Annotated in this window: 13 protein-coding genes and 1 tRNA gene; 6 read left to right on the top strand and 8 right to left on the bottom strand. The window is 67.2% G+C overall.

Annotated features, from left to right (window positions below; genetic code table 11):
* Positions 1-126, top strand: a 126-nt coding sequence (locus tag A5733_RS02020; RefSeq protein ID WP_198938711.1) for an MspA family porin, incomplete at its 5' end; no start/stop codon positions are given.
* A gap of 89 nt (positions 127-215) precedes the next feature.
* Here the strand turns inward: A5733_RS02020 and mscL are convergent.
* The 6 genes from mscL to A5733_RS01990 form a co-directional block, all read right to left on the bottom strand.
* Positions 216-689 (bottom strand): large-conductance mechanosensitive channel protein MscL, encoded by a 474-nt coding sequence (gene mscL / locus A5733_RS02015; protein WP_067771372.1) that lies wholly within the window; start codon positions 687-689, stop codon positions 216-218.
* Between the two features lie 95 nt (positions 690-784).
* Positions 785-1,444 (bottom strand): SAF domain-containing protein, encoded by a 660-nt coding sequence (locus A5733_RS02010; RefSeq protein ID WP_076238881.1) that lies wholly within the window; start codon positions 1,442-1,444, stop codon positions 785-787.
* Positions 1,445-1,545: 101 nt separating this feature from the next.
* The gene (locus A5733_RS02005; protein WP_076238880.1) at positions 1,546-1,881 is read right to left on the bottom strand and encodes an FmdB family zinc ribbon protein; all 336 of its coding nucleotides are present in this window, start codon (positions 1,879-1,881) and stop codon (positions 1,546-1,548) included.
* Positions 1,882-1,986: 105 nt separating this feature from the next.
* Complete coding sequence (locus A5733_RS02000; protein ID WP_076238879.1) at positions 1,987-2,865, bottom strand: universal stress protein; 879 nt, start codon at positions 2,863-2,865, stop codon at positions 1,987-1,989.
* A complete protein-coding gene (locus A5733_RS01995; RefSeq protein WP_076238878.1) occupies positions 2,862-4,691 on the bottom strand; it encodes an amino acid permease in 1,830 nt (609 codons plus the stop codon). Before A5733_RS01995 ends, A5733_RS02000 begins: the two co-directional genes overlap by 4 nt.
* Positions 4,692-4,752: 61 nt before the next feature.
* On the bottom strand, positions 4,753-5,352 hold the full coding sequence (locus A5733_RS01990) for a 5-formyltetrahydrofolate cyclo-ligase (RefSeq protein WP_142253755.1): 600 nt from the start codon (positions 5,350-5,352) through the stop codon (positions 4,753-4,755).
* Positions 5,353-5,379: 27 nt separating this feature from the next.
* Between A5733_RS01990 and A5733_RS01985 the strand changes: the two genes are divergently transcribed.
* From A5733_RS01985 to A5733_RS01965, 5 genes are all read left to right on the top strand, one after another.
* A complete protein-coding gene (locus A5733_RS01985; protein WP_067771367.1) occupies positions 5,380-6,309 on the top strand; it encodes a UTP--glucose-1-phosphate uridylyltransferase in 930 nt (309 codons plus the stop codon).
* Between the two features lie 59 nt (positions 6,310-6,368).
* A complete protein-coding gene (gene glp / locus A5733_RS01980) occupies positions 6,369-7,607 on the top strand; it encodes a gephyrin-like molybdotransferase Glp (RefSeq protein WP_076238877.1) in 1,239 nt (412 codons plus the stop codon).
* Between the two features lie 46 nt (positions 7,608-7,653).
* The gene (locus A5733_RS01975; RefSeq protein ID WP_067771364.1) at positions 7,654-8,307 is read left to right on the top strand and encodes a GNAT family N-acetyltransferase; all 654 of its coding nucleotides are present in this window, start codon (positions 7,654-7,656) and stop codon (positions 8,305-8,307) included.
* A 224-nt stretch (positions 8,308-8,531) separates the two neighbouring features.
* A complete protein-coding gene (glpR, locus tag A5733_RS01970) occupies positions 8,532-9,671 on the top strand; it encodes a gephyrin-like molybdotransferase receptor GlpR (RefSeq protein WP_076238876.1) in 1,140 nt (379 codons plus the stop codon).
* A gap of 54 nt (positions 9,672-9,725) precedes the next feature.
* Positions 9,726-9,798 (top strand) — tRNA-Ala (locus tag A5733_RS01965).
* Positions 9,799-9,894: 96 nt separating this feature from the next.
* Here A5733_RS01965 and A5733_RS27805 read toward each other — a convergent pair.
* Both A5733_RS27805 and A5733_RS01950 read right to left on the bottom strand, forming a co-directional pair.
* A complete protein-coding gene (locus A5733_RS27805) occupies positions 9,895-10,938 on the bottom strand; it encodes a hypothetical protein (RefSeq protein WP_233152593.1) in 1,044 nt (347 codons plus the stop codon).
* Between the two features lie 121 nt (positions 10,939-11,059).
* The gene (locus tag A5733_RS01950; protein ID WP_076238874.1) at positions 11,060-12,484 is read right to left on the bottom strand and encodes a cytochrome P450; all 1,425 of its coding nucleotides are present in this window, start codon (positions 12,482-12,484) and stop codon (positions 11,060-11,062) included.
* Positions 12,485-12,535 lie beyond the last annotated feature (51 nt).

The following is a 12,535-nucleotide window of genomic DNA, read 5'->3' as shown; positions in this document are numbered from 1 at the left end:
GTGTCCAACGCCCACGGCACGGTGACCGGTGCGGCCGGTGGTGTGTTGCTGCGGCCGTTCGCCCGGCTGATCGCCTCCACCGGTGACAGCGTCACCACCTACGGCGAGCCTTGGAACATGAACTGAGCATATGAACTGAGCTCATGAACTGAGCAGTTGACAAAGGCGGCCCCCGGAAACATCCGGGGGCCGCTTTTGTATCTGTCGGCTTGTGTTCAGGTCCGGTCGGCGCTGGTGTGCTTGGCGGTGTCCGGGCTCGGGCCGGTGCCCGGACCAGTGACATGCTCGTGCTTACCGCTGGACCCATTGGCGTTCTCGGCGAGCAGATCCCGGATCTCGGTGAGGATGCTCAACTCGGTGTCCTGGGCCTGTTCCACCTCGCCGCGCTCACGCAGTTTCTTGTACGGCAAGACGATGACGAAGTAGATGACGGCGGCGACGATCAGGAAGTTGATGGCCGCTGACAGCACGGCGTTGAAGTCGACGAACTGCTCGGGATCGCCGCCCAGGGAGATTTTGAGGATGCCGTATTCCCGGTCGCCGCCGGCGCCGACGCGGTCGACGAGTGGCTGGATCACCTTTTCCGTGAACGCGGTGACCAACCCGGTGAAGGCGGCGCCGATGACCACAGCAACCGCCAGATCGATGACGTTGCCACGGGAGAGAAACTCTTTGAAGCCTTTCAACATACTTCGGACCCTTCCTGCAGTGGGGTGTACTGGGTGCGACAAGCAAACAGTAACGGAGTAACAGGCAGGCCCGCGGTTGTTGTGCGCCTGAGGAATCAGTGAATTGTCAAGGTGACGGCCTGCACCAGACTGGTGGCCGCCACCTCATTCGCCGAGCGCGCGGGCAGCGCCACCAGGGCCACGCGATCACTGCCGGCCCCGGCTGCGCGGCCCTTTTCCGACACCAGCACCACGACCGCGCCCGAGGCGACCACGACGGGCCGGGCCGGCTTCTCGTCGTCCCGATCGGTACTGACCGTCAGCACATCGACCACGTCGCCGGCGCGGATCAAATCCAGTAGCGCGGTGTCCTCCAGGGTCAGCGGCACGATGCGGGCGTCGGGCCCGACGGTCGATTCGGCCAGCCGCGACCCCAGTAGCCGAACATCGGTGAGCACTTCGCCCCGCCGGGCCGGCGCGGTCAGCGTCGCGCCGAGCACCGCCTCGACGTCGCGTTGTGCGCCGTCGGGCACCGACGCGCTACTGCGTCGCTCCAACCGCACGTCGGCGCTGGTCAGCGCGACGCCGGGGGTCAGGTCGTGAGCGGCGACGGCAACATCGGAGTAGTCGCCATGCGGATCGGAGCGTAGGGCCGCGACAGCTGCCAACACCACCAGCCCGGCGGCAGCCACGCGGCGCGCGGCCACCGTACGGGTCCAATCAGGCCGCGCAGCCGTCAGCCGACGCCAAGGCGGTGGGTTGAGAGACTCGGCCATGGCGCCACGTTAAGCGCGACCGGACCGACGGGGGAACGGCGATGTTCGCCGTCTTGTGGATAACCCAGCCCTGTGGATAACCCAGCCCGGTGAATTGGGCGCTAGCTCGACGCGGCGGCCGGGGCCGGGCTGGAGCTGCTCGACGACGACGAGGTGCTCGATGACGAGCTGCTCGACGACGAGGACGACGAGTCGGAGGACGTGCTCGACGAGCTGCTCTCGGAGCTCTTGGACGAGCCGTTGGACGAGCTCTTGCCCGACTCGCGGTTGTCGGTGCGGTAGAAGCCGCTGCCCTTGAACACCACTCCCACTGAGCCGAACAGCTTGCGCAGCTTGCCCGAGCACTTGGGGCAGGTGGTCAGCGCGTCATCGCTGAAGGCCTGCACCGCATCGAACCGATTGCCGCACTCAGTGCATGCGTAGGAATAGGTAGGCACGAAAACCCTCCGAGTTGGTCAAACTTGTTAGCACTCTACCGGCTCAAGTGCTAGAACCGCTAGGTGGGCTAGGTCATTCCCGGGCATTCCCGTCGAGCGGTCCCGCTATCCCGGATAACGCGGCGCGATCATCACCGGCACCGGGGAATGGCGCAGGATCTTGCCCGCGGCCGAGCCGAGGAACACCTGTCGGCTCGGAGCCGCCGCGCCGGAGCCCAGCACCAGCAGGTCCCCGGGTTGCCATGGCACGCTCTGCACCGCGGCGGCCCAGTCATGACCCGCGCCCACCACCACCTCGGCATCGTCGATCGGCATGCGGTCGCGAATCGCGTTGAGCTGTCTGGTGATCTCGGCCCGGGTGCGCCGGGACCACTGCGCCACCACCAACTCCTCGGCCGAGGATTCGATCGATCCGTAGAACGCCGCGGTGTTGCGGACGGTGAACGACACGATGCGCAGGCCGGCCGACCAGTCCTCGGCCCAGGTGGCGGTGGCCGGGATGAGGCCGTTGACGTCGGCCTCCCCGCCGTAGGCGGCGGTGAGCCGGCGGATCCGCCCGCCGGCCTCGGCGTACCCGCGCGGCGCGAAAGCCACCGGCACCCGTGCGGTGTGCACGAGGCGTTCGGTCACGCTGCCCAGCGTGATCCGCCCGAGCATCCCCGACGAGGAGGATCCCACCGACACCACCGACACCCGATTGGCATCCGCCAGTTCCATCAACCCTGTTGGTATGGACGCGGACTCGTGTACCACCTGGCTGAGGGTGACGTCGGTGGGCAACTCGGTCACGGCCCGCTGCAGGGCCTGGGCGGCCTGCGTGCGGACATAACCCAGATACTCCGTCTCGACCGGGTCGTCCCGCCAGGCCCGCTCCACCACGGCCGCCGCGATCACCGGTTCCCCGGTGGTGCGGGCGATCTGGACGGCCAGATTCAGTGGTGCGCTGCTGTGCCGGCTGGCGCTGAACGCCGCCAAGATGGTCACGACGCATGCTCCTGGGTGTCGAGCCGCGATACGACATGCGTGACCGGGATCTGATGCTCGGCACGGGCCCGGTCGACGACGTCGAAGCGCTGCCACACCGAATCTTCCGGTGGCAGTGTCGAAATCACGATCTGATCGGGGCGGAATGTCTGGACGCCGTGGGACAGGGCTCGCAGCGGACGATAGTCACCCAGCTCGCCGTCGGCTTGCAGGCCGTCGCTGCGCAGCGTGCCCAGGGTCTGGTCGAGGCGCTGCTGGGCGGCGCGTCGGGTGGCCTCGGAGATGTCGAGGGGTCCGTGGGTGGCGGCCACCCCCGTCTCGATCGGACTGGCCGGCACCACCACGTGATAGACGGTGTCGCGGTCGGCGCCGATGCTGCGCAGCTCCTCGAGAAGTTCACTGGATTCCACGGTCTTGTTGGCCAGCACCAGAACTCGATGTGGCGGCGGCGACCCTTCGGCGCGCGGCACGTCGGTCTCCGGCCTGCGCTTGACGAACCACCGATTGGCCAGGAACAGCACGATCACCACGGCCCAGGACAACAGGCTCAGCGTCAAGGCTTTTCGGTTGTCGCCGCCCTGGACGAACATCTGCACCAGGATGGCGACGATGGCCACGGCGGTCAGGATCGACAGCACCGGGAACAGCCACATCTTGACCTTGAGGGTGTCCGGGGATGTCCGGTAGCGCAGCAGGATCTGTGAGATCGCGATCAGCAGATAGACGAACAGGATCACCGCACCGCTGGAATTCAACAGGAACGCGAAGATGGTGTTCGGGGAGAACGCGGCGGCGATCACGCAGACGAACCCGACCACCGACGAGGTGAGGATCGCCGTGGCCGGAACACCGCGCCGGGTTACCGCCACCAGCTGCGGCGGCGCCTCGCGACGGGCGGCCAGTACGAACAACATTCGCGAGGCCGTGTACATCCCGGAATTCAGGCAACTCAGCACGGCCGTGAGCACCACGGCGTTCATGATGTGGTCGGCATAGGGAATGCCCAACTCGGTGAACGCCGCGACGAACGGCGAGGCCGCGGTCTGCTCGCTGTTCCACGGCAGAATCGTCACCAACAGGAACGCCGACCCGACGAAGAAGATCAGAACGCGGATGATCACCGAGTTCGCGGCCTTGGCCACCGCGCGTTCCGGATCGGCCGATTCGGCCGCGGCGATGGTGGCGATCTCGGCGCCGACCATCGAGAAGATCACCGTCACCACGCCGACCGTGATGGCCGTGGCGCCCAGCGGGAAGAACCCGCCGTGCGCGGTGAGGTTGGAGAAGTCCATGTCTTTGTCCGGCCACAGCCCGAAGACGAACAATCCGCCAAGGGCCAGGAACACCAGGATCGCCGCGACTTTCACCCCGGCGAACCAGTATTCGAACTCGCCGAACGAGGACACCGAGAACAGGTTGGTGGCCGTCATCGCGATCAACAGCACCAGCGCGGTGAGCCACAGCGGCACGTCGATCCAGTACTGGATGATCTTCGCCCCGGCGATCGCCTCGAAGCCGACGACGATCACCCAGAAGTACCAATACAGCCAGCCCACCGAGAACCCGGCCCAATTGCCCAGCGCGTTGCGGGCGTAGTCGGCGAACGACCCGGTCGACGGATTGGCCACGGCCATCTCGGCCAGCATCCGCATCACCATGATGATCAGCAGGCCGGCCAACGCATACGTGATGAACGTGCCCGGGCCGGTGTCGCCGATCACCACGCCGGACCCGACGAACAGGCCGGCGCCGATCACCCCGCCGATCGCGATCATCCGGAGCTGTCGCTGACTGAGTGCCTTCTTCAACGCCGGCGTTTCGCCCATGTCCGTCGCCTCTCTTCTCATATGAGGACAACCGCATACCCCGACATGAGCGAAGCTATGCTCAGCCGCCCAACGTCGTCAGCCCGCCCGCCGGCGTCAGCGCATGCGTCATCCGCACGTCGTGCGGATCGGCTGGCAACTGGTCGACCAGCTCGTCGTCACGCACCACGGCGACCAACCGGGCCTGCGGTGCGGCGTAGATCAGGCTGCGGTCATAGAACCCGGCGCCCCGGCCCAACCGCGTGCCGTGCCGATCCACGGCCAGGGCCGGCACCAGGATCGTCGCGGCGTCGGCGATCCGGCCCGCGGGCAACCACGGTGGCGGCGGCTCGCGCAGACCGAACTCGGCCGCGACCAACGCCCCGGGCTGATACGGACCCCACTGCATCGGCCGGGCGCGGCCGTCGTCGTCGTTGCGCGCCACCGGAAGGAGCACGCGCACACCGAGTTCCGCCAGGGTGTCCAACAGGGCCGCCGACCCCGGCTCGGAGCCCACCGGAACATAGGCGCACACCGTCTGGCCGGCGGTGGCCAGGGCGGGCAACCAACGGCAAAGTGCCTGCGCCTCGCGGTCGCGGATCTCGGCGGGCACGGCCCGTCGGGCACGCAGAACGTCGGCTCGCAACTCGGTCTTGGTCGGCGGGGTCACGCCCTCCACCATTTCAGAACTGACGTTAGTGTGTGAACGATGAGCACCTCTCATAAGGCGCCTGAAGTGCCGATTCCCTACACGGCCGTGGTCCCCGCGGCCGGTCTGGGCACGCGCTTTCTGCCCGCGACCAAGACGGTCCCCAAGGAATTGCTCCCGGTGGTCGACACACCCGGCATCGAGCTGGTCGCGGCCGAGGCGGCCGAGGCCGGCGCCGAGCGGCTGATCATCATCACCTCCGAGGGCAAAGACGGTGTGGTCGCGCACTTCGTCGAGGACCTGGTGCTGGAGGGCACGCTGGAGGCCCGCGGCAAGAAGACCATGCTGGAAAAGGTGCGCCGAGCTCCCGAGTTGATCAAGGTCGAGTCGGTGGTGCAGGCCGAGCCGCTGGGCCTGGGGCATGCGATCAGCTGCGTCGAGAATGCGCTGTCGCCCGACGAAGACGCGATCGCGGTGCTGCTGCCCGACGATCTGGTGTTGCCGACGGGCGTGTTGGAGACCATGTCGAAGGTGCGGGCCAAGCGTGGCGGCACCGTGTTGTGCGCGATCGAGGTGCCCGGCGACAAGATCAGTGCCTACGGGGTCTTTGACGTCGAGACGGTGCCCGACGCGGCCAACCCGAACGTGTTGCGGGTCAAGGGCATGGTCGAGAAGCCCAAGGCCGAAGATGCGCCGTCGCCGTACGCCGCGGCCGGGCGCTACATCCTGGACCGGGCGATCTTCGATGCGCTGCGCCGGGTTTCGCGCGGGGTGGGCGGCGAGATCCAGTTGACCGACGCCATCGCGCTGTTGATCGACGAGGGGCATCCCGTGCACGTGGTGGTGCATCGCGGAGCCCGACACGACCTGGGAAATCCCGGCGGCTACCTGAAGGCTGCGGTTGACTTTGCGTTGGAACGTGACGACTACGGCCCCGAGTTGCGGCAGTGGTTGGTCGGACGATTGGGCTTGGCCGGTCAGGAGGGCTAGCGACACGCTGGTCCGGTAGCCGCGCCCGAGGGCTCGCAGACGGGATAGAAAGGCGTGTTGTGCGTTCGGTCGAGGAACAGCAGGCTCGGGTAGCGGCCGCCGCGGTGGCGCCCCGGCCGGTGCGGGTGGCCATCGCCGAGTCACAGGGCCTGATGTGCGCCGAGGAGGTCGTCACCGAGCGGCCCATGCCGGGATTCGACCAGGCGGCGATCGACGGGTATGCCGTGCGCAGCGTCGACGTGCTGTCGGTCGGCGACGGTGCCGGCGAGATCAGCCTGCCGGTGATGGGCTCGATCGAGGCGGGGGCGCGTACCCCCAGCCGGTTGCAACCGCGCCAGGCGGCCCGGGTGCAGACCGGCGCGCCGATGCCGACGCTGGCCGACGCGGTGCTGCCGCTGCGGTGGACCGACGGCGGGGAGAGCCGGGTCCGCATCCTGCGCAGCGTGCGTTCGGGCGCCTACGTCCGGCGTACCGGTGACGACGTGCAACCCGGCGACGTCGCGGTGCGGGCCGGCACCATCATCGGCCCGGCCCAAGTCGGGTTGCTCGCCGCCGTCGGGCGCGACCGGGGGCTGGTGCACCCGCGGCCGCGGTTGTCGGTGATGTGCGTGGGGGGCGAACTCGTCGACGTGTCCCGTACTCCCGGCACCGGGCAGGTCTACGACGTGAACTCCTACGCACTGGCTGCCGCCGGTCGTGACGCCGGCGCGGAGGTCAACCGGGTCGGCATCATCAGCACCGATCCGCGGGAGCTCCGGGAAACCGTTGAGGGCCAAGTCAATCGGAACGAGATCGTGGTGATCGCCGGTGCCGTGGGCGGGGCGGCCGCCGAATCGGTGCGCAGTGTGCTGTCCGAACTCGGCGAGATGGAGGTGTCGCGCATCGCGATGCATCCCGGCTCGGTGCAGGGCTTCGGCCAGCTCGGCCGCGACCGCGTCCCCGTCTTCCTGCTGCCCGCCAACCCGGTGAGCGCGCTGGTGGTGTTCGAGGTGATGGTGCGGCCGCTGATCCGGCTTTCGCTGGGCAAGCGCCAGCCGATGCGTCGCGTGGTCCAGGCCCGCACGCTGTCGCCGATCAGCTCGGTGGCCGGGCGCACCGGGTATCTGCGCGGACAGTTGATGCGCGATCAGGACACCGGCGAGTACCTGGTGCAGGCACTCGGCGGGGCGCCCGGTGCGTCCACCCACCTGCTGGCGACGCTGGCCGAGGCCAACTGTCTGGTGGTGATTCCCAGCGAGGTCGAGGAGGTTCGCACCGGCGAAACCGTGGATGTGGCATTCCTGGCCCAGCGCGGCTGATAAGACTTCATTCGATGAATGACGGTGTGACGAATCGACGGTGTGGATGAGCCTGTTCCGGTCCGACGGATTTCACCCTGGTTGGCCCGGTCCGATCGGGCCGCTGCGGGTGCCGGCCGGGGTGGTGCGGCTGCGTCCGGTGCGGCTGCGCGATGCTGCGGTGTGGAGCCGGACCCGGCTTGCCGACCAGGCACATCTGGAACCGTGGGAACCGGTGAGCGGGGTGGATTGGCATGTCCGCCATGCTGTCTCGTCCTGGCCCGCGATCTGCTCGGGGCTGCGCAGCGAGGCTCGACGCGGGCGGATGCTGCCGTACGTGATCGAGCTCGACGGGCAGTTCGCCGGTCAGCTCACGATCGGAAACGTCACCCACGGGGCGTTGCGCTCGGCCTGGATCGGCTACTGGGTGGCCAGCGACAAGACGGGGGGAGGGGTGGCCACCGGCGCGCTGGCGCTGGGGTTGGACCACTGCTTCACCGGGGTGCAGCTGCATCGGGTGGAGGCCACGGTGCGGCCGGAGAACGCCGCGAGCCGGGCGGTGCTGGCGCGGGTGGGTTTTCGTGAGGAAGGCCTGCTGCGGCGTTACCTCGAGGTCGACGGCGCCTGGCGCGACCACCTTCTGGTGGCGATCACCTTGGAGGAGCTGACGCATTCGGCGGCGCAGGGGCTGGTCTCGGCCGGGCGCGCGAGTTGGTGCTGATCTCACTGTTTGCCGCGAGACAGCACACAGGGTCGCGACGACGCCGGTTTGAGTGCCCTGGCGTCATTCTCGTGAGCAATCGTGGCCTAGAACCTGTTACCGATGTGACACATGTGACTGTTGGTGCTTGTATCCAGGGAATTACAGGTGTGTAATTGTCTCGGCGCGCCGTCCATGGATGCGCTGGTCACAGACCTAGCCTGAAGGGGAAAGGAGCAGGCTTCATGCCAAGCATCCCCCAGTCACTGCTGTGGATTTCCCTCGTCGTTCTCTGGCTCTTCGTGCTCGTTCCGATGTTGATCAGCAAGCGCGACTCGGTGCGTCGTACCAGCGACGTTGCCCTGGCGACACGAGTGCTCAACAGCGGCCGCAACGCGCAACGGCTACGTCGTGGCCCGGCTGCCGGGCACCACAGCGACCCGGACTGGCAGCCCAGCGCCGACCATCTCGACGACGAACTCGACGAAGATCTCGAGACGGACGAGGCCCCGGCCGAGGTTCGGATCCATGCCACCGTGCAGCGCACGGTGGTGGTGGCCGCGGTCGGTGTCGAGACTCCCGAACCCGACTACCTCGACGTCGACATCGTCGACGAGGATTCCGGGGCGCTGCCCGTCGGCGCGATGGCGGCCGAGGCGCAACCCGAACTCGACTTGGAATTCGACAGCGCCCCCGAGCCTGCTCCCGAGCCTGAAGCGGAGCCCGAGCCCGTCGAGAGCTTTGAGGCGGTCGAGTCGGAGGCCGAAACCGAGCAGATCCCAACGGATCTCGAAGAGCCCGGTGACGGGCAGGACGCCGAGGACCTCGACGACCTTTCCGACGACGAGTACGAATACGTCGCCGACTCGTCCGGTTTGGAACCCGAGGCCGAAGAAGATCCGGCTGACGACGACCGGGCCGGCGCACCCGTCTCGTCACTGAGCGCGACCCGCCAGCGGCGGTTCGAATCCGACAAGGCCGCGGAGATCAGCGCCCGCAAGTTCCGGTTCCGTAAGCGCGTGCTGGCGGTGCTGGCCGTCACGATGCTGTTCTCGGGGGCCGCGGCCCTCCTGCTGACCCCGTCGGCCTGGTGGCTGTGTGGCACGGCAGGCGCGCTGACCGTGCTGTATCTGGCCTACCTGCGGCGGCAGACCCGCATCGAGGAGCAGCTGCGGCGTCGTCGTGCCCAACGGATGGCCCGGTCCCGGCTGGGAGTGGAGAGCACCGAGGACCACAAGCTCGACGTGGTGCCGGCCCGGCTGCGGCGGCCCGGCGCGGTGGTGCTCGACATCGACGACGAGGATCCGATCTTCGAGCACCTGGCCTACACGTCGTACTCGTCGACGGCCCGCGATTACGATCTGCCGCGCGCTTCCGGCCAGTAAGCGGCCGGTTTCCGGTTGGGGCCCGACGGCTGGTAGCCTTTCGTTCCGGTATCAGGGGCTATAGCGCAGTTGGTAGCGCGTCTCGTTCGCATCGAGAAGGTCAGGGGTTCGATTCCCCTTAGCTCCACAAATAAAACCGCTGGCAACAGCGGTTTTTTTGTTCGTTAACTGGGGCGCTTCGTCGCCGGGGATGCGTTGGGTACGCAGCGATCTGCGAACCGACTCATTCCGCTAGCGGCAACAGCCCGTACTCATGCAGCCAGCGGTCCCAGGCTGCGACAGCTTCGGTCGCCAGCTCGAGCGCGTCGCGCTCGTCCTCACCCACTCTGATCCTCCAGTGGTTGGCGGAGAAGTGAAACGGCAGCTTCATCGGGAACGTGGCACCCTGAACTTGCTTGGTTGGCTCAGCGGGCCCACCCGGGGTGTAACTCCCGTGATTCAACTTCAGGTGTTTCGATGCGTTCGCGATGTCGGCACATGCAGCGAGTGCTGCCTCTGACTCGGGGATCTCAGGGCGGTTCTTCCGGAGGAAGTCCCTCGCCGCGCTGCGCACACCACTGCTCACTTGTTCGCACTCGATGATCCAGTCCTTCAAATGGAAGACGTCACAACAAAAGTGGTAGAAGGCGTCACGCGCATTATCTGGCTGGTGAAGTTCGGGCTCCGTGTTGTTCTGGTCGGCTACACGACAAAGCAGTGCGTAGGACCGATGCAGGCGCTTGTACTGGTCCACCCACGTCTCATTGAGCACGCACGGGAACGTTAGCGTTGGGAGGCGCGTTGCGCGCGGGGTTTTCCCGCAGCGGCCCGAATTGCGCTGTCCAGATCGACCGCCACGGCATCGAGATCCGTATCGAACAGGTCGGCATATGTGTCGAGGGTCATCGACGCTTTGGCGTGACGAAGCATTCGTTGGACGGCCTTCACGTTGGCGCCAGCGCTGATCGCCAGCGCTGATCGCCAGCGACGCTGCCGTATGTCGCAGATCATGCGGCGTCATGATCGGGAACGTCTTGTCAGTCGACTGGCACGCTGCGACCGCTGGCGCGAACACCCGTGCCCGCCAGTTTGAATTGCGCAACACGTCGCCGCGATGGTTGGTGAACACCACACCGTCGCGGCGGTTGCCGACCATGAGCGCGGCCAGATCGTCGGCCAACGCAGCGGGAAAGGGCGCACTGCGGCGCTCCCACGTCTTGGGTGTGCCCCACACGAGCCCGCCCGACTCGGTGACCGAGCCAGACACGTTGACCCGCCGCCGCAGCATGTCGAATTCTGCACTCGCAGCGCGGCCATCTCGCCTCAGCACAGCTGTTCGGTGTTCGGTCAAGACCGAACGCCGAACGCTTCAATGGATCTCTGCAGCGACGTGGGGGCTCATTTGACGCTTATCTCCGCGCCCGCAAGGTGATCGGCAGATCGTCGGCCGGCGTCGGCCCGGTGCCCCAGGTCAGCTGAGGCCGGTAGTCGTCGGGCACGCTCCACTCGAACCGCCTCAGCATCTGGTGCATCGTGGTCTTCACCGTCATGTCGGCGAACTGCTGCCCGACGCACTTGTGCGCCCCACCGCCGAACGGCGCGAACACGTAGCGGCTTACCGCGGCGCGCGACGCGGCGTTGTTCACGAACCGTTGTGGGTTGAACGTGTCGGGTTCAGGCCACCAGTCGGAAAGCCGCATGGAGGCATAGACATTGATCGCGACCTGGGTTTTGCGGGGGACGAAGTGGCCGAGGATCTCGGTGTCGCGGATGGTTTGGCGGAACAGTGCGCCCGCCGGGGCGTACATCCGAAGGGTCTCTTTGAACGCGGCATCGAGCAGAGGGTAGGCCTCCAAGTCGAGGACCGTGGGGCTGTCGTTGGGCAGGCCGATCGCCTCGTCGCGAAGCGCGTCCTGCCACTGCCGGTTCCGGCCCAGCTCGTAGGTGAGCATGGACAGCGCGATCGCGGTGGTGTCGTGTGCGGCCATCAGCAGGAAGATCATGTGGTTGACGATGTCGGCCGGGGTGAACCGGGCGCCGTCCTCATCCTCGCTGCGGCACAGCATCGAGAACAAATCGCTGCCCTCGCCACGCTGACGGTTGGGAACCTGCTCGGCGAAATAGCGCTCGAGCCGCTCGCGGGCCCGTAGGCCCCTGGCCCACACTCCGCCGGGCACGTCGGCGCGGATGAGGGCCTGCCCGCCGCGGACGGTGTCGTGGAAATCCGCCGAAAGCTGATCGGACTCGGGCCCGAGATGGGTACCGACGAACACCTCCGCGGCTTGCTCCAGCAGCAGGTGCTTGATCGAGGGGTAGAACGGAAAGCCTTGCGTCGACGGCCAATCGTGCAACGTGCGATCGATGCTGGGCCGCATCAAATCCAGGTACCCGTCCAGGGCGCTGCGGGTGAAGGCCTGCTGCATGATGCGCCGGTGGTCGCGGTGTTCGTCGAAGTCCAGCAACATCATTCCGCGATGGAAGAACGGCCCGATCACCGGCGCCCAGCCGCGCGTGCTGGAGAACACCTTGTCCCGGTTGACCCAGGCGGTTTCGAGGGCGTCGGGACCCATGAGGCCGACGACGCGGAAGCCGACCCCGCCGGCCCAGGACACCGGCCCGTAGCGCTCGTAGCGGTCGCGGGCGAAGGACAGCGGGTCGGCCAGTGAGCTCAGCACGTGGCCGAGGAACGGGAATCCGTAGTTGCCCATCACGGGCTTGAGGTTCGAGCCCCGTGGCGGCGGGGCCAGTGGGTGCTCGCCGCTGGGGAATCTGGAGGTGACGGCCGCGCCCAAGGTTTGGAGGCGGTGCGCGTGTGCCGGCGAACAGAGTTCCATGGCGTCCTCCCCGGGGTAACCATCTGGTACAGAACCGTGCCAGAATGTCGG

The sequence above is a fragment of the Mycobacterium sp. NS-7484 genome (assembly GCF_001953975.1).
In the GTDB taxonomy this organism is placed as follows: Bacteria; Actinomycetota; Actinomycetes; order Mycobacteriales; family Mycobacteriaceae; genus Mycobacterium.
The sequence above is the reverse complement of the archived record's forward strand: the minus strand, read 5'-3'. Positions and strand labels throughout refer to the sequence as shown.